Below are 22,303 nucleotides of genomic sequence, written 5' to 3' on the forward strand. Positions count from 1 at the left end.
ACACGCAGGTTCCGGTCAAGGAACTCATGTCCTCTGTGCAGTGCCTCTGCCGGTCGCGGCACCGACCGTTCGGCGTGCGATATCGAGGTACACCTCGACCAGTTCGGCCGGCGTCAGCGGGCCATCGGGTCGGTACCAGGTGGCCACTCCGATGCACATCGTGGTGACGGCCCGGCCGGCATCCGCGGGGTGCGGGGTGTCGAAGACCCCGGACTCGACTCCGTCGGTGACGATGGCGTCGAGCAGTCGTTGCTCTTCGTCGCGCTTGGCGATGTAGGCGGCGCGGTTGGCCGGCTCGAGACTGCGAATCTCGGTGGAGCACACGAACGCGGCATCGCGGCGATGGATATGGAACAGCAGCAAGGACTCCACGACCGCGTCGAATCGGTACTTCGGCGACGAACCCGCCCCGTCCATGGCCGATCGAGTCCGGTGCAACAGTTCGTCCATCGACGCATTCATGATGCCGACCAGGAGGGCCTGCTTCGACGGAAAGTGGTGATACAGACCGGGAACCGACAAGCCGGCACCCGCGGCGATCTGCCGCACCGACGTGCCGTGGTAGCCCTGCTCGACGAAGATGCGCAAGGCCGACGCCAGCGCTGGGGACAGTGCCGCGCCCTCGTATGTTCGCCAGTCGCCGATCGAGGTCATGCGATCACCGTAGAGGGCGCAGCGAACTGGGCCGGGCGTTCGCACCGGGTTGACACCAAAGTTGTGATCCGCAACACTATCGAGACAGCAGACCGAACGAGTGTTCGGTCGGTCCGTATGGGCCGAAAGTCTGCTCGAGCGGAAGGGCCGTTCATGACCCTCGACAGCGCGACCGGGCCTGCAACTGTTCTCGACGCCTGGCGTAGCCGAGTCGCCGACACCCCGGACCGGCCGGCGCTGGCGTACTTCGACGCCGTGCTCACGGTGCGCGAGGTGGACGAGGCGTCCGATGCACTTGCCGCCGCACTGTTCGATCGGGGAGTGTCACAGGGCGATCGCGTCGGCATCTATCTGCAGAACATTCCGCAGTACGCCTTGACGTTCCTCGCGCTGTGGAAGATCGGGGCGGTCGCGTTGATCCTCAACCCGATGTACCGCAACCGTGAACTTCGCACCTTGATCGACGATGCAGAACCTGTCGCGCTCGTCTGCGACGAACACGATCTCGATTCTGTGGGGGCGACGTTGCGCGGCAGTTCGATTCGACTGCTCGTGAGCACCAGCGGACTGGACCTGCAGACACGCGACGACCCACGAGTTTTTGCGTCGACGTCACGCGTGACACCCCGGCCCGACGACGATCTGATGGGTCTGATCGACCGCTACCGTGGTCGATCTTTCCCCAAAATCGATCCCGAGCCGGACGATCTCGCGCTACTGGCCTACACGTCAGGAACCACGGGTCCGCCGAAAGGCGCGCAGATCTCGCACGCGAACGCCTTCGCGACTGCCCTCGATTTCGGGGAACGGGCCGGTCTCGACGACGGCGACGTCGTGTTTGCCGTCGCACCGCTGTTTCACATCACCGGCGCGATGCTCGACGCGGCGGTGGCCCTGATCCGCGACTGCATGCTCGTGTTCGCGCATCGTTTCGACGCGGCAGTCACTCTCGACGCTGTCGTCGAGCATCGTGTCACCTACACCATCGGTTCGATCACGGTGTTCAACGCGATCTCCGCAACCGAGGGTGCGACGAGGGCCCACTTCGAGTCGGTGAAGGCGTTGTATTCCGGAGGCGCACCTATTCCGCCCGCCACCGTCGCCGCGTTCGAGTCCCAATTCGGTTGCTACATCCACAACGCATACGGGATGACCGAAACCACGGCGGGAGTCATTGCCGTGCCACCCGGCGTGCGCGCGCCGGTGGACGCGGCCAGCGGTTCACTCTCCGTCGGGTTGCCTCTTCCGCGCGTGACGTTACGAACGCTCGATCCTTCGGGCCGGCCGACACCCCCGGGACTTCCAGGGGAACTGGAGATCTCGGGTCCGCAGGTGGTTTCGGGCTACTGGCGCAATCCGGACGCGTCCGAGTCGACGATGCCAGACGGCCGTCTTCGCACGGGAGATGTGGCAATCATCGACGACCACGGCTGGGTGTATCTCGTCGACCGACTCAAGGATCAGATCAACGTGTCGGGATACAAGGTCTGGCCCAGGGAAGTCGAGGACACGCTCTACGAACATTCTGCGGTGTTCGAGGCCGCTGTGGTGGGCAGGCCGGATGACTATCAAGGGGAATCGGTGGTGGCGTACGTGTCACTCCGGCGCGACGCCACCACGACGCCGGATGAACTGATGGCCTTCGCGCGTGAACGACTGGCCGCGTACAAGCGTCCGAAATCCATCCACATCATCGACGAACTTCCCAAAACCCAGACCGGGAAGATTCGACGTGCAGCACTCAAACCTGTTCCTGTGAAAAATAATTCGATCGAAAGTGGCACTCCATGACTGTCGGATCATCGCACGACACCCGCTCGGCACCGGATATTTCCTCACGGAAGAAATCGCTGTTCGCCAGCACGATAGGCAACGTACTCGAATGGTACGAGTGGAGTGCCTACGCAGTGTTCGCCCCGTTCATCGCGGCGGCCATGTTCAGCCAGGCCGATCCTGTCTCGGCATTGCTGTCCACGCTTGCGGTGTTCGCCGTCGGATTCCTGATGCGGCCCCTCGGCGGCATCGTGTTCGGACGAATCGCGGACAAGAAGGGCCGTAAGTTCGTCCTTGTCACCACGATGCTGATGATGGCAACCGGCAGCTTGCTGATCGGCATCATGCCCACCTACGGTGCGATCGGGGCCTGGGCCTCGGTACTGCTGTTGCTCGCACGCGTCATGCAGGGTTTCGCGCACGGCGGCGAGTCGGCGACGGCGTATTCCTACGTCGGCGAGATCGCACCACCGAACCGACGTGGCATGTGGGGCAGCGTCGCGTTCGTCGCCATCTTCGGTGGATCGGCTCTCGCATACACAGTGGGTGGCGTCATCACCTCCACCCTGTCGGATTCTGCTGTCGGGCAATGGGGTTGGCGCATCCCCTTCCTCCTCGGCGCGCTCCTCGCTCTGTTCGCTCTCTACCTGCGCAAGAACATGGACGAGAGCGAGGTGTTCGACTCGGAGCAGAACAAGGTCGAACAAGAACCGATCGCGCGTAAGACCGTCGTCAAAGCGATCGTGTTGATGATCGGAATGACGTCGGGAATCACGGCGGCGCACTACACCTGGACCTCCTACGTGTCGACGTTCGCCATCACGCAGCGCGGGATGAACCCGGACACCGCCTACTGGATGCTCGTCGTCGCGCAGTTGATAGCGCTGGTGTCGCTACCGTTCTTCGGTCGCCTTTCGGATTCGATCGGTCGGCGGCCGATGCTGGCGGCATTCGCCGTGCTGATGTTCGTGCTGCAGATCCCGCTGACGATGCTGATCTCGACGCAGTGGTGGTCATTGCTACTGCCGTCGACGGTGGCCCTGCTCGTCATCGCCGTCCCGGCCTCGATTCTGTCGTCGACGTTGTCGGAGAGCTTTCCCACCCGACTCCGCACGCAGGCAATCGGATTCGCCTACTCGTTCTCGGTGGCGGTGTTCGGCGGAACGGCACCGTATCTCAACCAGCTGTTCCTCGGGTTGGATCTGGGCTGGGTCTTCGGCGTGTACATCATGTTCCTCGCTGCCCTGACCGGAGTCGCCTGCTTCTACATGAAGGAGACCAAAGGCATCCGGCTCGAGGACGTCTGACTCGGACCGGCCGACTCGAACGACACGCCGGTGGTGTTGCGCGGTGCTCTACGTTGAGGTCATGAGAACCGCAGACGCCACTCGTCGACGCCTCCTGCTGCTGCTGACCGTCATCGGCTTCGTCGTCCCCAATGCCTACGTCGTCGGCTACTTTCGCGAGCACGGGGTGAGCGCGGGCAGCGCAGCGAAGTTCTTCTCCGAATGGGTGGCGTCGACGCCGACGCGAGCCTTGACCGCCGATCTCGGTATCACCAGTATCGCTTTCGGGATCTGGTCCAGAGGGGATGCCAAAGATCACGGAGTCAAACATTGGTGGCTGGTTCCGGTCGGTACCGGCTCGGTGGGAATCTGCTTCGCGCTTCCGCTGTACCTGTTGCTGCGTGAGTATTCGCAGTGATGTCGCCGATCGAGAAAGAGGACCGCTTCGATGACAGATGACGCCCTTGCCGACTTCGAACGAACCGAGTTCACCGCAGACGGGCGCACAGCCCCCGTCTATCGCATCGGTACCGGACCGGCGGTCATCGTCATGTCCGAAATGCCGGGTATTACTCCGAAGGTCGCGGACTTCGCACGCACCGTGGCCGGGATCGGATGTACCGCAATCGTTCCGCACCTGTTCGGCGTCGATGGCAAAGATCCTCTGGCCGCGCCTCTTGGAGTGCTCGGAACCGTTGCCACCCTCTCGCGTGCCATGGTGCCTGCGTGCATCAGTCGCGAATTCACCATCCTGGCCACCGGCAAGTCGTCGCGGATCGTGGTGTGGCTGCGTGCTCTCGCCGCCGAGGAACACGAGCGGTGCGGCGGACCGGGCGTCGGTGCCATCGGAATGTGCTTCACGGGCGGATTCGCTCTGGCCATGGCCGCCGACGACCGATTGATCGCACCGGTGCTGTCGCAACCGTCACTTCCGTTCGCGGCATCGAAGTCGCGCAGTCGCTCCATCGACATCAGTGCCGGCGACCTTTCGAAGGTGAAAAGCCGTTGTGCTGCGGGAGATCTCACTGTTCTCGGTATGCGGTTTCAGGGCGACACGATGTGTCCTCCCGCACGGTTCGAGTTTTTGAGGGAACAACTCGGCGACGCATTCGTCTCCGTGGAATTGCCCGACTCCTCGTTCAATCCGGAAGCCTTCGGACCGCCGCACTCCGTCGTGACGGAAGGACTCATCGACGAGCCGGGTCAGCCGACGCGGCAGGCTCTGGACCAGGTACTCGATCTGTTCCGCAGTAAGTTGCTCGCAACGCCGTGAAGCCCCACGGCGCGAACACGATGCGAAGCCGAAGTCGAATTCACGACCACGGAATCGTGGCCTGCAGAACCGCCTCCTTCAACGCGGCGGTCCGTAACGCCGTCACCGTCTGATATTCGGGATCGGCCACCATCTCGCTGAACGCCTTACGTGACGGGTACTGGACCAGGAGGACTGCATCCCAGGCCTGCCCGTCCTCGGCGGCAAGTGCGGTCGAACCGTCGCCTGCGTACAGCACCGTCGCGCCGTAGCGCGGGAGGAAAGTCTCGTCCAGTGCTTTCGCATATTCTGTGTAGGAGTCGCGACCGCCCTCGGCGAAACGAAGCAGGTTGAGCATCACCACCGGACCACCGGGGTCTTCTTCGAGGTAGCGCTTCAGGTCTCTTTCACGGGGATCGACAGCCATCGTTCGAGTATGCGTGAACCGTGGATCCTGTGGAGTGTAAAGCGTTGTCGTCGGTCGAGTCGATCCACTGTTGGACCCCACGAGGCGGTCGCTCCGCGCTCAGCGGTAGAACTTGGAGAGCGCGAAACCAATGACTCCATCAAGGGAAGTGTGTCGTCCATGACCGATGTTGAGAACGTGACCGTATTCGGAACCGGAGTGCTCGGTTCACAGATCATGATGCAGGCTGCCTACCACGGAAAAACCGTTGTGGGATACGACATTTCCGACGAACTTCTAGCCAAGCTGCCGGACCGCTGGGAATGGATGCGCGGATACTACAAGCGTGACCTGAAGACTTTCGACGAGACGCGCTTCGACAAGGCCATCGAATCCATCACGACCACCACCAGCGTCGCGGAGGCTGTTTCGGACGCCGACCTGGTGATCGAAGCAGTTCCGGAGGATCTCGACCTGAAGAAGAAGGTCTGGTCTGATATCGGCGCGTCCGCCCCGCCGAAAACTATCTTCGTGACCAACTCGTCATCACTACTGCCCAGCAGTTTCGCCGAGGCCACCGGGCGGCCGGAAAAGTTTCTCGCATTGCATTTCGCCAATCTCGTGTGGCGATACAACACCGGTGAGGTGATGGCAACTGCTGCAACAGATCCTGTCTACTTCGATGTCGTATTGAGCTTTGCTTCGGAGATCGGTCTCGTTCCCGTTCCGGTCCGAAAGGAAATTCCGGGATACGTGCTCAACAGTCTGCTGATCCCGCTGCTGCAAGCGGGAGCCAACCTCTACGTCGGCGGGGTTGCCAATCCGGCGGACATCGACAACGTGTGGCGCATAGCCACCGGGGCACCCGCCGGTCCGTTCCAGATTTACGACACTGTCGGCTTCAACGTTGCAGCACATATCGCGCGCGCACACGGTGGCGAGGATCAGGTCAAATTTGCCGACATACTGCAAAAGGGTATCGACGCGGGAAAGACCGGTCTCGGGGACGGTGAAGGCTTCTACACGTACGACTCCGACGGCCGGCGACTCGATGCTGTCGAGTCGTGGAACATCAACTGAATCACTCGATCCCGCCTGTCGGTGATCCGGGGATCGACGACTTGGGCTCGAGTAATCAGTCATGGCGCGTGTGCGCACGACCACCGACGACGCCGAATTCAGCCGAGCCGGGTCAACCGAGTTGGCGTAGTTGTATCGCGGTGTCCAGCGCCAACCGATGCCACGCCGAACGCGGATCCCGGCCGGTCAGTTCCTGAGCCCGGCGCAGTCGATAGCGCAAAGTCTGCGGGTGCACCTGCAGTCGGGTAGCTGCAGCCGTTGCTGTGCCGGTGGAGATGAAGGCCGAAAGACCCTGCAGGATATGCGCGTTCGCTGCCTCGGTCAGCGGGCCGAGCACGCTCCGCACCACCTCGCTCGTGTCGGCGGTCGGGCGCGCTGTCAGCAGTGCCAACAGCTGACCGTCGCCCTGATCGAGCAGTGCCCGGCCGTCGAACGCGTGATCCGGTGCGGTCTCGAGCGCTTCCGAGGCGAGTCGCCACGAACTGTTGATACCGGTAACGGTCGATCTCTCCACGAGGCATCCGCGCAGCCGCAGATCCCGACACGCGAGGTCGACCTCGGCGCGATGGATCGACGGCGGCAGCAGCGCGATCGCGCGTTGTTCGCGCCGAGTGCACAAGTGCGTCCGTTGATCCGCCGTTGTGGTGCGGTCCGGAGGGACGAGGCCCATCGCAAGCACCAGAGACTCGACGGTGTCGTCGGACATGGGCCGGCCCGGATCGGTGGACTGCACCACGAGCAGGTTCGGGTGCGTGGGCAGCTTCAGGTCTAGTTCGCGAGTACGGTCCGACACCGTCCCTGGTGAGTTGTGTCTGGCAGCCAGCAAGTCGTCGAGCAACGCGGCGTGCGCCTGCGCACGGTTGGACGTGAGCTGTTCGCGCGCAATGACATACGCACCGATGATCTCCTCGGATATGGCGTCGATCGCGTCGAGCACGCCCAGGCCGAGTTCGGCGATGTCCGGCGGGTCGAGTACTTCCAGATACTCCGTCGTCACGTGCCGAACGAACACGCTCGACGCGACTCGATACGCGCGCAGCACATCGGCCAGCGGCCGCCCGTCTGCCGCGCGTGCGGAACCTATGGCTCGGAATCTCTTGTGGTCGCGGTCGTCGATCGTCCGATCGCCGTGCGCCCACAGGGCCATCAGCCGCCTCAGTGACCAATACGCGATGGCCTCGACATCGGCCAATTGTGGACCCTGCAGTGACTGGTAGACCGGGATCGCGTCGCGAATCGCGTGTACTGCGGATGCGACGACGGGGCCCAGATCCGATTCGATCTTCGCGACCACGGCGACCCGCGCCGGGTACATCGATCTACCTCGCACTCTTTATCAGCACCTGATAAATCCTATACTCATTCGACTCGATTTCCTTGAGTTCCGACGCCGACGACAGCACAGTCGAGGGAGACACCCGGGTCGAGCAGAAGAGTGGGGCAATGGACGCAGACGTGATCGTGGTGGGGGCCGGCTTGGCCGGACTGGTGGCAACCGCCGAACTGGCCGACGCGGGAAAGCGCGTGCTGCTCCTCGACCAGGAACCCGAGCAGAACCTGGGTGGTCAGGCCTTCTGGTCCCTCGGCGGACTGTTCATGGTCGACACGCCCGAACAGCGTCGAATGGGCATCAAGGATTCGGCGGATCTGGCGTGGCAGGACTGGCTCGGCACAGCGACGTTCGATCGCGGCATCGACGACCCTGCAGGGGAAGACTACTGGGGTCATCGGTGGGCCAGGGCATACCTCGATTTCGCGGCAGGTGAGAAGCGGTCGTGGCTCCACGCTCAGGGAATGCGATGGGTCCCCATCGTCGGATGGGCCGAGCGCGGCGGTTACCTGGCCGAGGGGCACGGAAATTCGGTTCCGCGATTCCACCTGACGTGGGGCACCGGGCCGGGTGTCGTCGCGCCGTTCGAGCGTCGCGTACGTGAGGCTGCCGACAAAGGGTTGGTGCGCTTCGGTTTTCGGCATCGGGTCGACGGATTCGTCGTCGACGGGGGAGCGGTGGTCGGAGTTCGCGGTGCGATGCTCGAAGCCAGTGCCGCGGAGCGAGGGGCAGGAAGTACCCGCGTCGAAGTGGGTGAGTTCGAGCTCCGCGCCGGAGCCGTGCTGGTGACGGCAGGAGGAATCGGGGCCAATCACGATCTGGTGCGCGAGAATTGGCCGGCGCGGCTCGGGACGCCGCCGAAGTCGTTGATCTCCGGAGTGCCGGAACACGTCGACGGCCGAATGCTCGGCATCACCGAGAAGGCCGGAGGCCGGCTGGTCAACAAGGACCGCATGTGGCACTACACCGAAGGCATCAAAAACTGGAATCCGATCTGGAAGAACCACGGCATCAGAATCATTCCGGGCCCGTCGTCGATGTGGTTCGATGCCCGTGGGCAACGGTTTCCGGTTCCGAACTTCCCCGGATTCGATACTCTGGGAACGCTGAAAGCGATCCAGGACAGCGGTTTCGAGTACTCGTGGTTCGTACTGACCCAGAAGATCATCGAGAAGGAATTCGCGTTGTCCGGGTCGGAACAGAACCCGGACATCACCGGCAAGAACCTCAAGCTCGTTCTCGGGCGGGTATTGCCCGGTGCCAGCGAACCGGTGGAGGCATTCAAGAAGAACGGCGAGGACTTCGTCGTCGCCGATTCTCTCGAAGAATTGGTCCGGGGCATGAACCGAATCACCGGCGAGGACTTGATCGACGGTGTCGACCTCAGGCGTCAGATCGAGTCGCGAGACCGTGAGGTGGACAATCCTTTCACCAAGGATCTGCAGATCTCTGCCATCCACAATTCCCGGCGCTCGCGCGGTGAACGCATCGCGCGGACCGCTGCACCTCACAAGATTCTCGATCCCAAGTCGGGTCCGCTGATCGCGGTGCGGTTGAACATCATCACTCGAAAGACGTTGGGCGGCATTCAAACCGATCTCGACGGTCGCGTTCTCGACTCGGTGGGCAATGCCGTCGAGGGGCTGTGGGCTGCCGGTGAGATCGCCGGATTCGGCGGCGGCGGTGTGCACGGCTACCGGTCTTTGGAAGGAACCTTCCTCGGTGGATGCATCTTCGGAGGACGACAGGCAGGGCGAGCCCTGGCGGCGCAGGCGTGAGAGTGCCGCGTTCGCTCGGTAGACCCCCACTGCCCGATGCGGCCGAGATCGCCACCACAGCATCGGCGAATCCCCGATCCCCGGTGTCGGTCTCGTTTCTCGGGGTGAGCACGCTGCTGTTTGACGACGGCGAGTCGGCGATCCTGACCGACGGCTTCTTCTCGCGTCCGTCCCTGCCGAAAACCCTTCTGCTGCCGCTACGTTCGGACGGCCCGAGAATCGACAGTGCGTTGCGTAGGGCGGGCATCGGGACGCTCGACGCGGTGGTGTGCGCGCATTCTCATTTCGATCATGCCCTCGACTCCGCAGCGGTGGCGCTGCGCACCGGCGCGGCCCTGGTCGGTGGTTCCTCGACTGCACAGATCGGGCAGGGCGCGCAGATGCCCGAGGGTCGCATCACCGTCGTCGCCGACGGTTCCGCGGTCGAACTGGGTCATTTCACTGTCACGTTCGTCGAGTCGGTTCACTCGTATCCGGACCGAGCTCACGGGACGATCGACCGGCCACTGCGGCAGCCTGCTCGGGTGCGAGCGTTCCGGTGCGGTGAGGCGTGGTCGATGGCAGTCGAACACCGTCCGAGCGGCAGGCGAGCTCTCGTCCACAGCAGCGCCGGGTTCCGAGCGGGCATGCTCGACGGCCTTTCCGCCGAGGTGGTGTACCTGTCCATCGGTCAGCTGGGGCGCCGAACACGCGAGTACATCGACGAGTATTGGCGGGAGACGGTGTTGTCGGTGGGGGCTCGGCGCGTCGTGCTGACGCATTGGGACGACTTCTTCCGGCCCCTCGACAGGCCGTTGCGGCCGCTGCCCTACGCCTTCGACGACATGTGCACCTCGCTCGACGTATTGACCGCCTGTGCACGCAGAGATGGGGTCGAACTGCAGTTGCCGACGCTGTGGCGGCGTGCGGACCCCTGGGCAGACATGGTCTGAGGCACCGAACGGGAGCGACCGAAATGCGCGGCGGTCGTCGAGCAAGATAGGGCAGGGTATCCTCTCCTCTTGTTCGTCCTCCCGCTCAGTACGTCGAGAAAGTTCGGTCACCCCGTGAAAAAAGGTACGAGGCGCGTCGCTGCCCTCTCGTCGCTGGTTCTTGCTGCAGGTCTGATCACCGCATGTGGTGAGTCCGAGGAGGTGTCGCAGACCGCGGCCACGGGCGGCGACGGCAAGACCGTCTACCCGCTCGTACTCGACAATTGTGGCCAGTCGGTGACCGTCGACGCTCCGCCGCAGCGAGTGGTGTCTCTCGATCAGGATTCCACCGAGATACTGCTGTCGCTCGGTCTGCAGGATCGCATGGTCGGGACAGCGTCGTGGACGGATCCGATCCGCGAGAATCTCGCCGAGGCGAACGCATCCGTTCCGCGGTTGGCAGACAACGCGCCGACCTACGAGGTGGTGCTCGACACCGACCCGGATTTCGTGACCGCGTCGTTCGGCCGCCATTACAAGCAGGGCGGTGTCGCAGACCGTAGCCGCTTCGCCGAATCGAACATCGAGACGTATCTCGCACCCACCGACTGTGACAACGGCCTGAGCGTCAACGGTGGCAATCCCCGGACGACCCCGTTGACCATGGACGCGCTGTATCAGACCATTCGCGAAACGGCCGAGGTGTTCGACGTCCAGGAACGCGGTGAGAGCTTGATCAGCGAACTGCAAGGTCGTCTGGACGCAGCCACATCGGGCAACGACAAGACCGGTGAGAGCATCGCGTTCTGGTTCGCAGACACCAAGAGCCCGTACTTCGCCGGCCGCTCCGGAGCGCCTGCCCTCCTCGCCGATCAGGTCGGTGCCACCAACGTCTACTCCGATCTGCAGGACGACTGGGAAGCGGTCGGGTGGGAAACAGTGGTGGACCGCGATCCGTCCGTGCTGGTGCTCGGAGACCTACTCCGCAATCGCTTCCCCGGGGACAAGCTGGAGGACAAGATTGCGTTCCTCGAATCGGACCCGGTCACCAGCACCATGGACGCGGTGAAGAACAAGCGGTACATCTCGCTGCACGGCGCCGAGATGAACCCCTCGATTCGGCTGGTCGACGCCGTCGAGAAGCTGACCGCAGGCCTCAACCAGATCGGGCCTCGGTCCTGAGCGCCACCACGGCCGAGCCGAGCGTCTCGGCGAAACGACAGATCGGCCTGCCCGCCGTCATGATCGGCGGGGTTCTCCTTCTGGTCGTCTCCGTGGCGATCGCGATGACGCTCGGGCCGGCGCAGATCTCGCTGGTCAACGTGCGTGACGTCGTGCTCAACCACCTGGGACTGGCGGACATCCCCGTCCGGGTGTCCAAGAACGCGATCGTGTGGGAAGAACGGCTCCCACGCAGCCTCGTGGCAGCTGCATGCGGCAGCGGCCTCGGGATCTGCGGGGTCATCATGCAGTCGCTGCTCCGCAATCCGCTCGCCGACCCGTTCGTGCTCGGCATCAGTTCCGGCGCGTCCACGGGAGCGGTGCTGGTCGGCATCCTCGGAGTCGGTGGGGCCGCGCTCGGACTGTCCGGTGGCGCGTTCATCGGGGCACTGGTGGCATTCGGACTGGTGCTGCTGCTCGCTCAACTCTCCGGCGGCAACAACGACCGCGTGATTCTGGCCGGAGTGGCGTCGACCCAGTTGTTCTCGGCATTGACGTCGTTGGTGATCTTCGCGTTCGCCGATTCCGACGAGACCCGCGGCGTCATGTTCTGGCTGCTGGGCTCGCTCGAGGGTGTTCGCTGGGACGACGTGATTCTGTGCGCCGCAGTCGTCGCGGTCGGGACAGCCGTCTGCTTCTACTACGCATTCGTGCTCGACGCGTTCTCGTTCGGCAACGAGGTGGCGTCCTCACTGGGCATCCCGGTACGCAAGGCTCGCATCGCACTTCTGGTCGTGACCGCCCTCATCACGGCCACCTTGGTGAGTGTGGCAGGGGCGATCGGATTCCTCGGGCTCGTGTTGCCGCATGCAGCGCGGTTCCTCGTCGGCTCGAGGCACGGTCGGCTCGTTCCGGTCACGGCATTGATCGGGGCGGTCTTCATGGTCTGGGTGGACGCGGTGTCGCGCGTCGCGTTCGCGCCGACGCCGCTGCCGGTCGGCGTGGGTACCGCACTGGTGGGCGTCCCGGCATTCATCGCCATCCTGTCCAGACGGAAGAAGGCGTCATGACACTCTCGGCAACCGATGTCACGTGGCGTCGCGGCGGTGCGCTGGTCGTCGACGGGGTGTCCCTCGAGCCCGGCCCGGGCGATACCGTCGGGCTGCTCGGGCCCAACGGATCCGGCAAGTCCTCGCTGCTGCATCTGATGAACGGTGCCGTCAGGCCGACGTCGGGTGTGGTGACCCTCGACGGAACCGAGCTGTCCGCGATGCGGCGCAAGGACGTCGCGAAGATCGTGGCCGTGGTGAGTCAGCACGCCGACACCGACTTCGACATCACCGTCGCCGACGTCGTACGGCTCGGCCGCATTCCCCATCGAGGAGCGTTCGGCGGAGACGCAGCTGCAGATGCGGCGGCCGTGGATTCTGCACTGCGGCATACGGGTCTGGCAGGAAAGGCTCATTGTCTGTGGCATCAGCTGTCCGGCGGAGAACGGCAGCGCGCGCAGATCGCGCGCGCCCTGGCTCAGGAGCCGCGGGAACTGCTGCTCGACGAGCCGACCAACCATCTCGACATCCATCATCAGCTCGAACTGCTGGCGCTGGTCGCACGGTTACCCATCACGAGCGTCATCGCACTGCACGATCTGAACCTGGCGGCGATGTTCTGCACGCAACTCGTGGTGTTGTCCGAGGGCCGGGTGGTGGCAGCAGGCGCACCCGCCGACGTACTCACCGAGGAGTTGATCGCGCGGGTGTACCGCGTGCGTGCCCATGTGACCCTCGATGGACCGAACAACAGTCCGTCGATCCGATTCGAGCCCGGCCTCGGGGCGCACGTGTAACTCGACCTGCCGATCGAGTCGACTGGTTTCACCATCGACCATCACCGTCAACACCGCCGAAACATTTCTCGCGCACGATGGTCGCGCCGAAACATGGTGCGATGCGACGAAGATGTCGCCGAGCACGACGGAAACTCGATCGAACGGTGAGCGCATGACAGAACGACCGACCGCAACGGACCGGGAAGCCGAACCCGGTGTACGCCGAAAGCCTTGGTATGCATCGCTTTTTGTGCAGTTACTGATCGGCATAGTCGGAGGCATTGCGATCGGGTGGCTCTGGCCGGGCCTGGGTGCAGACCTCAAACCACTGGCCGACGGCTTCATCAAGCTCATCAAGATGCTGATTGCCCCGATCATCTTCTGCACCGTCGTCATCGGCATCGCCCATGTGGGCGACCTCAAGTCCGTCGGCCGCATCGGCGTCAAGGCCCTGGTCTACTTCGAGCTGATCACGACGTTCGCGCTCGTGTTCGGCCTGGTGGTCGGCAACATCGTCAAGCCGGGCTCCGGGTTCTCCATCGACCCGCAGACCTTGGCCACCGGTGCCGAGGCCGTCGACCAGAAGACCGGCAGCGGCGAGTTGCCGCACACCGTGGACTTCTTGCTGAACATCATTCCGACCTCCGTGGTGTCGGCATTCGCGGAGAACGCGCTACTGCAGGTGCTGTTCTTCGCCGTGCTGTTCGGCTTGGCCTTGGCGAAGTTCGGTGAGAAGGGCCCGCCGATCGTGCTCGAACTCGTCGATCACATCAGCCACATCTTCTTCACGATCATCGGTTGGATCATGCGCCTGGCACCCATCGGTGCCTTCGGGGCGATGGCATACATCGTCGGCCAGTACGGCATTTCGTCGCTCGGTAGCTACGGGAAACTGATCGCGTGCTGCTACCTGGCTGCCGTGTTGTTCATTCTCGTTCTCGCGGCCGTCGCGCGGTACTTCGCCGGAGTCAACCTCTGGAAGTTCTTGCGGTACATCAAGGACGAGTTGTTCCTCGCCCTCGGAACGGCGTCGACGGAGGTGGTACTGCCGCGCATCATGGTCAAGCTGACCGAGGCAGGGTGCTCCCGCACGACCACCGGTCTGGTGGTTCCGACGGGATATTCGTTCAACCTCGACGGAGCAACCCTCTATCTGTCGATCTGCATTCTCTTTCTCGCGCAGGCTCTCGGCGTCGACCTGACACTCGGAGAGCAGATCGCTGCGGTGTTGATCCTGATGCTGACCTCCAAAGGCATGGCCGGAGTACCGGGGTCGTCGTTCCTCGCATTGTCGGCGACCGTTGCGGCCATCGGGCACGGGTCCATCCCGGTTGCGGCCGTGGCGTTGCTGCTCGGTGCCGACCGGATCATGGACTCCATGCGAGTATCGGTGAACCTTCTCGGCAACTGCGTCGCGACATTCGTCGTGGCGAACTGGGAGGGCCAACTCGACAAAGACCGAATGCGCAGAGTGCTCGACGGTGAGGAGGTACCGCCGTTGGAGGCGATCGAGGAGTCGAAGGACTACGAACCGGTCGGATCGGAGCCGGAATCGGTATCGATCGGGGGAACCTCGAAGGCGAGCAACGCCACGTCGTCCTGAAGTCCGTCACCGAACGAGGCCAACAATTCGGTCAGATCGTCGACGATCTTTGCCGCGGAGGTCCGGCCTCGTTCGGCGGCGAATGCGTGCAGACTGCCGTCGTCGTCGAAACGAGTTCGGCCCGGGCCGACGATCGCCTCGGTCAGCCCGTCGGTGTAGAACGCCAACACGTCACCGGGCTGCATCGTCACCGTCGCCGAGGCGAAGTGCGGTTCGGTGAGGGCTCCGACCAACTGCCCCCCGGTGGTGTCCACGAATTCGACGACGCCGTCGTGCGCGATACGAAGAGCCGGCGGGTGGCCTCCGCTGGCGAGGTGCACCACGGCACCGTCGGGTCCCGGCGCGACGGTACCGAAGACCACGGTGCAGAAACGCGGATCGTCGCCGTGAAACTCGTGGTGGAGCACCGTGTTGAGGTTCTCGAGTACGGCGATCGGATCCCGATCGAAGACCGCTGCGGCCCGCAGCGTGTATCGAGTCAGGGACGTGACGGCAGCCGCGCCCGCTCCTTTTCCGCTCACGTCGCCGAGGAAGAAACCCCACGTCGCGTTGTCGAGGGGAAACACGTCGTAGAAGTCGCCGCCCACTTCGTCGATGGACGCGGGGTGGTAATGGGCCGCCACCTGCATGCCCGTCGGCGCGGACAGGATCGGCGGCAACAGTGTGCGTTGCAGAGTCGACGCCAGAATCTGTACCTGAGTCTTCTCTGCTTCCGCCAACTTGCGGGCTTCCTCCGACGCGCCCAATGCATCCTGAGATCGGTCGAGAGCTGCTTCGGCGTCGTCCTGAGCTGCCTCGGCATATATCCGCGCATCCATCAGGTGCTGCTCGCGGACTCGGCGCTCGGTCTCGTTGTGCAGCGTCATGGTCACCGTCGTCGCACCGGACACCGCTCGCAAACTGTTGGCGAGCATCGACACCGCCGTCTGCGAGCCCGATGCGGGTGCGCCGGTGAGTTGCGCCGTCACTCCGATGGGCGAGTCGGAGTCGGACGACGTGGCTGCCGCGAGCAGTTCGCGCAAAACCGGTGCGAACTCGGGGCTGAAAAGATCCGTGACTGCGGTGCCGACCAGATCGTCCCGACTCAGTGCCGTGATGCGAGCGGCCGCCGCGTTGGCGTAAAGGATGTCGCCGGACGCAACGTCGATCGAAAAAACCCCGCACGGTGCGGAGTCGAGTAGTTCGGCAGCCGAGGCGGTCATGGCTTCTCCTACCAAGATTACGAGGGGCGGCCGGTTGATTCGGCCGTGACTGGGTTCCGCCACACTGCGGTGACCACGGTGCCCAGACCTGGACGGTGGTCGACGGTGAGGTCGTCGGACACTGCCTCGGCGAGCTGAAGCCCGTGGCTTCGTGTGGTCGTCGGTGCCGGCGGACGCCACGTGCCGGTGTCCGAGACGGTGACGGTCAGCGTCTCGCGTTCGTACGCTGCGGTGATCGTCATCGTCCCCGGTTCGGGCGCGGAGCTGTAGGCGTGTTCGACGACGTTGGCCAGGGCTTCGTAGGCCCCGAGAGCGATGTCGTCCACGAGGGTCCGATGCACGCCCAGGTCGAGCGCCCAACCCTGGAGTCGGCGCCGAGCGGCGCTGGCAGCGGCAGCCTCAGCGGTCGCAGTGTGACTCCATCGACTGGCGGGCTGCGAGTGGGACGTCATCGGCCACCCTCACTGTCGACCGCGCTCGACTGCACATGCGCCACAGCCTCGGGAACGGTGGTGAACGTGGCCATCACCCGGTCGATTCCGCTGAGCTGAACCGGGCGAACGACCACCCCGTCGACGGCGACCAGTGCCATTCGCGACGATTCGGGCAGCCGGTCGGACACTCGGACCAACACGGTGATGGCGCTCGACGACAGAAAGCTCACATCGGTCATGTCGACCACCAGTCCGCGTTCCGCGGCGTCGGCCGCAGGGAACGCAGCGGCGGACAAGTGGGGAATCGTATCCAGGTCGAGTTCGCCTCTGACTGTGATGACGGTTGTCGCGTCGTGCACATCCGAAACGATCTCGAACTGTCCTCCGGTCGGGTCGTCAGACATACGGCCGAGGTTACCTGTCATCGTGTCCGATTCACGATCCAGGCGCGTCGACGAACAGCTCGCCTGCACCCAGTACGTCGAGGACCATGCGCACCGAACGGGCCGGCGCGTGGATGACGATCTTGCCCGGGTGGGTGTATGTCGCGTCGACGATGGCATTCGCGACTCCCGAGTAGACGAACGACACCTCGGACAAGTCGATCGTGACCACGGAGGAAACGGCGGCCAGGCGATCGAGGCCGTGGACGAATTCGGCCCGGGTCGACATGTCGAGTTCACCGAAGGCGCGCAGGATGTTGTTCCCGTCGGAACGGACGATGGTGTCGAGTCGGAACTCGGCTTCGTCGTCGCGAACGGCGTTGTCCATGGTGGCAATGCTCATCGACATGTCGAGACCTCTTCCGGAGAAGTGCGCGGCCGGCTGGTGTCTCCGCCTGCTCGCTGGTTTGTTGTGTAGTCAACGATGCCAGTGCGAGATGTCGGACGGTGATGTCGACGATCTCGAGTCGGTAACGAAAGATCTCGTTTCGATAACGCCGTCATCGGGTCAGGAATTCGATCAGTGCACTGGTGACTTTCTTTCGCGCCCATCCGCGCGCCCCTCGCTGGCCGAGTGCGGCCCGAGCGGCGTTGGCCCCGGCCGCACCGTGGACTCCGCCCCCGGGGTGGGCGGACGCGGACCCGAGGAACAATCCTTCCACCGGGGTCTCCGCGCGCCCCAATCCTGGCGTGGGACGAAAGATCAACTGCTGCTGCAGTTGTGCGGTACCACCGTTGACCGCACCGCCGTGCAGGTTGGCATCGGCGCCGTGCAGATCACTCGGTCTCTGCACCACCCGTCCCACCACCGAATCGGCGAATCCCGGGGCGTGCTGTTCCAACACCTGATCGACGCGGTCGGCGACGGTCTCGGCGGCCGAGTCGTCGACGACGCCGCGTGGCAGATGTGTGTAGGCCCAAGCGCTTTCGGTGCCCTCGGGCGATCTGGACCGGTCCGCTGTGGTCATCTGGCCGAACAGCATGAACGGGCTCTGCGGGAGAACCCCGGTCGTGAGATCGGCCGCCCAATGGACCAGGCCGTTGTCGTCCGCACCGAGGTGGACGGTGCCTGCGTCGGCCAAAGATGCTGAGCGCCAAGGTATTCGACGGTCGAGAGCGTAGTTGAGCTTGACCACCGGGGTGTCCCACTCGAACGTACGTAAGTCGTCGTGCACGCGACGCGGGACCGCATCGAAGGGCAGCAACGACCCGTACAGCGCGGGGGCCGACACGTCGGCAACGATCGCTCGACGAGCGCGGAACGTCTCGCCACCTGTCGTGTGCACGGCGCGTGCACGACCGCCCCGCACGTCGATGGACTCGACGGGTCGACTGCACGTCAGCACAGCACCCGAAGCCTGAGCCCGGCGAATCAACGCGTCGGTCAATGCCGACGATCCACCTACGGGTGCCGGATACCCGACGTCCTGCGCGAGCATCGTCAGCAGATATCCCATCATTCCGCTCACCGGCGCGTCGGTGGGAACGTCGCCGTGCATCGCATTGCCCAGGAGCAGGCACCGCGCGGCCTCGCTGTGGAACAGCTCGTGGGCCATCACCCGTGCAGGCAACGCAGCGAACCGGACGAAGCGCAGTGTCTCGGAGACGCCGAGAGTGCGCGCCAATCGTGCTGCCGGCAGTACCGGTGGAAACGGCCCGAAGAGCGAACCGAGCAGGGGAGTGCGAATACGTTCCCACTGCTCGAACAGGCGCAGCCACGTGTCACCGTCGCGTACGTCGTGCTCACGCAACAGAGCAGCGGTCGCCTCGACGTCGTGATGGACGACCGGAGCGTCGGTGTCCTCCGGGGATCGCGCGTGGCCGTAGACCGTCGGCGAGTGAGACCACGTCAGTCCGTGACGCTCGAGCTCGAGTGCCGTCATGGCGGGCGAGGACACAGCCAGCGGATAGAACGCGCTGAACAGGTCGCTGGTGAATCCAGGAACCAGTTCGGCACTGCGGACGGCACCGCCGGGTAGTTCGGCCGCCTCGAGAATCACGACGTCCCACCCCGCGTCGGCCATCGCCGCAGCGGCGACCAATCCGTTGTGACCGCTGCCTATGACGACTGCGTCGACCTCTGTGGTGGTCATCGGGTGATGCTCCTGGGTTCGGTCGCGGTCTTGTTGCTCACAACCCTACCGACGTAGTACAGCGCGATTCCGACTGCGAGCAGCAGCCCGGCGCGGAGCCACGTGGCTGCGGACTGCTGAGTGAGCAGCACGGCGCACGTGATCAACGCCAGGACGGGAAGCGCCGTCGGCGTTCGAAAGTGGTCGGTGTCGGATCGGTCCCGACGCAGCACGAGCACGGCAATGTTGGTACTGATGAAGACGAACAACAGAAGCAGCACCACCGTTTCGGCGAGTGCGGCCACGGAGCCGGTGGTGCACAACACCATTGCGACCGCAGTGGTCGCGACTCTGGCCGCCCACGGAGTCTTGCGGCCGGGCAGCACCTTGGCCAGGGCGACCGGAAGCAATCCGTCGCGGGCCATGCCGAAGGTCAGTCTCGACGCCATGATCATCGTCAGCAAGGCGCCGTTGGCGACGGCCACAAGGGCGACCAGACTGAAGACCCATGGTGGGATTCCGGCGTCGGCGGCGTCGACGACCTCGAGCAGCGGACCGGTGGACTGGGCCAGCGTATCCGCCGGAACGACCGTCGAGACTGCCAGACCGACCAGCACATAGACCGCTCCGGCCGTCGTGACGGCTCCGAGCAGAGCCCGGGGATACACCCGCCGCACATCCTCGACCTCCTCGGCGATATTGGCCGAAGTCTCGAACCCCACGAACGAGTAGAAGGCGAGCAGAGCCGCCCCCAGCACTGCCAGCGTCGGCGTGGTGTCGTCGGTGAATTCGAGCACCCGTGACGGCGCGCCGTCGCCGCGGCTCAGAACGAGCCCGGCCAGGGCGATGATCACGACGAGACCGGACACCTCGATCACCGTCATACCGAGGTTGGCCCGAAGAGATTCGGTGATCCCGCGGGCATTGAGAAGTCCGACGAGAAGTAGGAAGACGACCGCCGCAGGCACGGCGGGCACATCGAGGAACACTGCGAGATAGTCGCCCGAGAAGGCCAGCGCCAGACCTCCCGCGCTCGTCACGCCAGCCGCGAGCATCGAGAATCCGACGAGGAACGACACTATCGGTCGCCCGAAGGCTCGCTGCGCGAACACCGCCGCCCCGCCTGCTCGCGGGTACTTGGTCACCAATTCGGCGTATGACGCCGCAGTGAGCAAGGCCATCAGGAGAGCGAGCAGCATCGGCAGCCAGATCGCTCCGCCGACCTCACCCGCGATTTCCCCGACGAGAGCGTAGATCCCGGCACCCAGCACGTCACCGAGAATGAAGACGAACAACAACTTGCCCGAGATCGCCCGGCGCAGTGGCGTCGACGACCCGTCGGACTCGGAGCCGTCCGGGTGGACGCTCGGACTGTGGTCGGACGCCATCAGTGCCGGTTCCCGCTTCGGGGGCCGGTGCTGGAGACAGATCGAATCGATCGACGAAGTGGGGGAGTCATGTGAATCGCATGCCCGCTGCATTCGGTCTTCAATCGTGTTCGGCCGTTCCGTTGCGGCACAGAGGTTTCGGTGAGCGGGCCGTGCCCGACCGGGCAGGTTCTACGGGTTCGATGCGCGCTCCGCCAACAGTGCGAGACGCCTGAGTGCCTCGGAATTTCGGGGGTGAGACAGCGCATGTTGAACCCGGTTGGGCACGAGCTCGAACGGCGGTGTGCTCGCGTGCTCGATCATTTCGATCGTGCAGCCGGTCGCGGTCGGGTGCAGCCGGACGGTGATGGAGGCGCGTCCGAACGGCATGGCCCGGGCTTCCAGCTGTAATTCGCGGTTCTCGTGAACGGCGACCGAGCGCGTGACGTCGCTGAGCACGAGCGGCCAGGCCCCGACCGAATGGTGGATGACACTGCCGGGAGCAGGCCACGCCGCGTCGACCGCTCTGATTCGGGATGCACCGACCACCCACATTGCGTAGGACCAGCCATCGGCAAGAACGTTCCACACGTCCTCGCATCGAGCTGTGGTGTCGCGTTTCGTCGTCACGCTCGGACCTCCGTCGTCATCTCGGTACGCCGCTACGCCGAACGAAAAGCGTTGGTATGCCGCCGTTCTCGGGGCACACGTACGGCGGTTGCGCAGTGGGGGACCGGCCTGGACTCGACTCGGATATCGGTGACGCTACCTGCCGCTGAGCCGGGGCACAACGCGGCAGCGGGCCCGGCGCACGCGGCTTCTCGACCACCCCGGCGCGGTATGGGGCGTCGGTTGCCATAATGGGCCGATGTCGACAATCGCTTACGTGATCGCAGGTTCGGAAGCCACCGGCGGGGCCGGTCTGCAAGCAGATCTCAAGACGTTCGAGCGGTTGGGGGTCTACGGGGTCGGCACCATCACGTGCATCGTGTCCTTCGATCCGAAGGCCGAATGGGGCCACCGCTTCGTGCCGATCGACAGTTCGGTGATCGCAGATCAAATCGAAGTGGCCACCGCCGCTCACGATCTCGATGTCGTCAAGATCGGCATGCTGGGCACCCCCGCCACCGTCGCCACGGTCGCGGAATCACTGCGCCTGCAGCCGTGGCGTCATGTGGTGGTCGATCCCGTGCTGATCTGCAAGGGCCAGGAACCCGGTGCGGCTCTCGACACCGACAATGCGCTCCGTCGCGACATTCTTCCGCTGGCCACCGTCATCACACCCAACCTGTTCGAGGCGACGACGTTGTCCGGAATGGACTCCATCGACACCGTCGAGGATCTCGGTGAGGCAGCCAAGAGGATCGCCGACCTCGGCCCCCAGTACGTCGTGGTCAAGGGTGGTGCCGGCCTACCCGGAGACGAAGCCGTCGACGTCGTGTTCGACGGACAGGACCTCACCGTCCTGCGCGCCCCGAAGATCGGCGACGAGAGGGTGTCCGGCGCAGGATGCGTGTTCGCAGCTGCGATCACCGCCGAGCTGGCCAAGGGATCCGGCGTGCTCGACGCAGTGGCCACGGCAAAGGACTTCGCGCATGCCGGCATCGTCGGCCGGTTGTCGAGTCGCGCTCCGTTCGCTGCCGTCGCCTGGCAGAACTGAGCCCGCCGGCCCGGATATCGATCACGGGTCTACCTCGAGTGCTGCGAGGCTTCATGTTTGGAC

Annotated in this window: 22 protein-coding genes; 12 read left to right on the forward strand and 10 right to left on the reverse strand. The window is 64.3% G+C overall.

The window, feature by feature from the left end; genetic code table 11:
- Positions 1–24: 24 nt before the first annotated feature.
- Entirely contained in the window at positions 25–654 is a 630-nt protein-coding gene (locus tag RFA01S_RS25455; protein ID WP_032408202.1) for a TetR/AcrR family transcriptional regulator, read from the reverse strand.
- A gap of 153 nt (positions 655–807) precedes the next feature.
- On the opposite strand from RFA01S_RS25455, the gene RFA01S_RS25460 reads away from it, so the two are divergent.
- From RFA01S_RS25460 to RFA01S_RS25475, 4 genes are all read left to right on the forward strand, one after another.
- Complete coding sequence (locus RFA01S_RS25460; protein ID WP_052060879.1) at positions 808–2,445, forward strand: class I adenylate-forming enzyme family protein; 1,638 nt, start codon at positions 808–810, stop codon at positions 2,443–2,445.
- The gene (locus tag RFA01S_RS25465) at positions 2,442–3,734 is read left to right on the forward strand and encodes an MFS transporter (protein WP_027496175.1); all 1,293 of its coding nucleotides are present in this window, start codon (positions 2,442–2,444) and stop codon (positions 3,732–3,734) included. The genes RFA01S_RS25460 and RFA01S_RS25465 overlap by 4 nt, the downstream gene beginning before the upstream one ends.
- A gap of 61 nt (positions 3,735–3,795) precedes the next feature.
- Positions 3,796–4,131, forward strand: a complete 336-nt coding sequence (locus tag RFA01S_RS25470; RefSeq protein WP_135046238.1) for a DUF2834 domain-containing protein — start codon at positions 3,796–3,798, stop codon at positions 4,129–4,131.
- A 30-nt stretch (positions 4,132–4,161) separates the two neighbouring features.
- Entirely contained in the window at positions 4,162–4,986 is an 825-nt protein-coding gene (locus tag RFA01S_RS25475; protein ID WP_032408122.1) for a dienelactone hydrolase family protein, read from the forward strand.
- 40 nt (positions 4,987–5,026) lie between these two features.
- Here RFA01S_RS25475 and RFA01S_RS25480 read toward each other — a convergent pair whose 3' ends face one another.
- On the reverse strand, positions 5,027–5,392 hold the full coding sequence (locus RFA01S_RS25480) for a DUF1330 domain-containing protein (RefSeq protein ID WP_032408121.1): 366 nt from the start codon (positions 5,390–5,392) through the stop codon (positions 5,027–5,029).
- 159 nt (positions 5,393–5,551) lie between these two features.
- On the opposite strand from RFA01S_RS25480, the gene RFA01S_RS25485 reads away from it, so the two are divergent.
- Positions 5,552–6,451 carry a 3-hydroxyacyl-CoA dehydrogenase gene (locus tag RFA01S_RS25485; protein ID WP_081371417.1) on the forward strand — a complete coding sequence of 300 codons (900 nt, stop codon included), beginning with the start codon at positions 5,552–5,554 and terminating at the stop codon, positions 6,449–6,451.
- A 112-nt stretch (positions 6,452–6,563) separates the two neighbouring features.
- On the opposite strand, the gene RFA01S_RS25490 is transcribed toward RFA01S_RS25485, so the two are convergent.
- Positions 6,564–7,766, reverse strand: a complete 1,203-nt coding sequence (locus tag RFA01S_RS25490) for an RsbRD N-terminal domain-containing protein (RefSeq protein ID WP_032408201.1) — start codon at positions 7,764–7,766, stop codon at positions 6,564–6,566.
- A 128-nt stretch (positions 7,767–7,894) separates the two neighbouring features.
- On the opposite strand from RFA01S_RS25490, the gene RFA01S_RS25495 reads away from it, so the two are divergent.
- From RFA01S_RS25495 to dctA, 6 genes are all read left to right on the forward strand, one after another.
- Complete coding sequence (locus RFA01S_RS25495; RefSeq protein ID WP_032408200.1) at positions 7,895–9,559, forward strand: FAD-binding dehydrogenase; 1,665 nt, start codon at positions 7,895–7,897, stop codon at positions 9,557–9,559.
- A 2-nt stretch (positions 9,560–9,561) separates the two neighbouring features.
- A complete protein-coding gene (locus RFA01S_RS25500) occupies positions 9,562–10,491 on the forward strand; it encodes an MBL fold metallo-hydrolase (protein ID WP_052060862.1) in 930 nt (309 codons plus the stop codon).
- Between the two features lie 114 nt (positions 10,492–10,605).
- Positions 10,606–11,652 carry an ABC transporter substrate-binding protein gene (locus RFA01S_RS25505; RefSeq protein WP_027496182.1) on the forward strand — a complete coding sequence of 349 codons (1,047 nt, stop codon included), beginning with the start codon at positions 10,606–10,608 and terminating at the stop codon, positions 11,650–11,652.
- Between the two features lie 59 nt (positions 11,653–11,711).
- Positions 11,712–12,701, forward strand: a complete 990-nt coding sequence (locus RFA01S_RS25510; protein ID WP_080729059.1) for a FecCD family ABC transporter permease — start codon at positions 11,712–11,714, stop codon at positions 12,699–12,701.
- The gene (locus tag RFA01S_RS25515; protein WP_027496184.1) at positions 12,698–13,477 is read left to right on the forward strand and encodes an ABC transporter ATP-binding protein; all 780 of its coding nucleotides are present in this window, start codon (positions 12,698–12,700) and stop codon (positions 13,475–13,477) included. The genes RFA01S_RS25510 and RFA01S_RS25515 overlap by 4 nt, the downstream gene beginning before the upstream one ends.
- A gap of 154 nt (positions 13,478–13,631) precedes the next feature.
- Positions 13,632–15,062: a C4-dicarboxylate transporter DctA gene (gene dctA / locus RFA01S_RS25520; RefSeq protein WP_052053771.1), complete on the forward strand. Its 1,431-nt coding sequence runs from the start codon at positions 13,632–13,634 to the stop codon at positions 15,060–15,062.
- Here dctA and RFA01S_RS25525 read toward each other — a convergent pair.
- The 7 genes from RFA01S_RS25525 to RFA01S_RS25555 form a co-directional block, all read right to left on the reverse strand.
- Positions 14,984–16,264 carry a PP2C family protein-serine/threonine phosphatase gene (locus tag RFA01S_RS25525; protein WP_072692246.1) on the reverse strand — a complete coding sequence of 427 codons (1,281 nt, stop codon included), beginning with the start codon at positions 16,262–16,264 and terminating at the stop codon, positions 14,984–14,986. The genes dctA and RFA01S_RS25525 overlap by 79 nt on opposite strands.
- Before the next feature lie 17 nt (positions 16,265–16,281).
- Positions 16,282–16,716 (reverse strand): ATP-binding protein, encoded by a 435-nt coding sequence (locus RFA01S_RS25530; RefSeq protein ID WP_032368860.1) that lies wholly within the window; start codon positions 16,714–16,716, stop codon positions 16,282–16,284.
- Positions 16,713–17,102 (reverse strand): STAS domain-containing protein, encoded by a 390-nt coding sequence (locus RFA01S_RS25535; protein WP_027496186.1) that lies wholly within the window; start codon positions 17,100–17,102, stop codon positions 16,713–16,715. The genes RFA01S_RS25530 and RFA01S_RS25535 overlap by 4 nt, the downstream gene beginning before the upstream one ends.
- 31 nt (positions 17,103–17,133) lie before the next feature.
- Entirely contained in the window at positions 17,134–17,484 is a 351-nt protein-coding gene (locus RFA01S_RS25540) for an STAS domain-containing protein (protein ID WP_139278545.1), read from the reverse strand.
- A 157-nt stretch (positions 17,485–17,641) separates the two neighbouring features.
- Entirely contained in the window at positions 17,642–19,234 is a 1,593-nt protein-coding gene (locus tag RFA01S_RS25545; protein WP_032408119.1) for a phytoene desaturase family protein, read from the reverse strand.
- Entirely contained in the window at positions 19,231–20,601 is a 1,371-nt protein-coding gene (locus RFA01S_RS25550) for an APC family permease (RefSeq protein ID WP_052060861.1), read from the reverse strand. Before RFA01S_RS25550 ends, RFA01S_RS25545 begins: the two co-directional genes overlap by 4 nt.
- Before the next feature lie 171 nt (positions 20,602–20,772).
- On the reverse strand, positions 20,773–21,210 hold the full coding sequence (locus RFA01S_RS25555; protein ID WP_027496188.1) for an SRPBCC family protein: 438 nt from the start codon (positions 21,208–21,210) through the stop codon (positions 20,773–20,775).
- 238 nt (positions 21,211–21,448) lie between these two features.
- Between RFA01S_RS25555 and thiD the strand changes: the two genes are divergently transcribed.
- On the forward strand, positions 21,449–22,240 hold the full coding sequence (thiD, locus tag RFA01S_RS25560) for a bifunctional hydroxymethylpyrimidine kinase/phosphomethylpyrimidine kinase (RefSeq protein WP_032408118.1): 792 nt from the start codon (positions 21,449–21,451) through the stop codon (positions 22,238–22,240).
- Positions 22,241–22,303: the final 63 nt, after the last annotated feature.

The organism is Rhodococcoides fascians NBRC 12155 = LMG 3623, assembly GCF_001894785.1.
Lineage (GTDB): Bacteria > Actinomycetota > Actinomycetes > Mycobacteriales > Mycobacteriaceae > Rhodococcoides > Rhodococcoides fascians.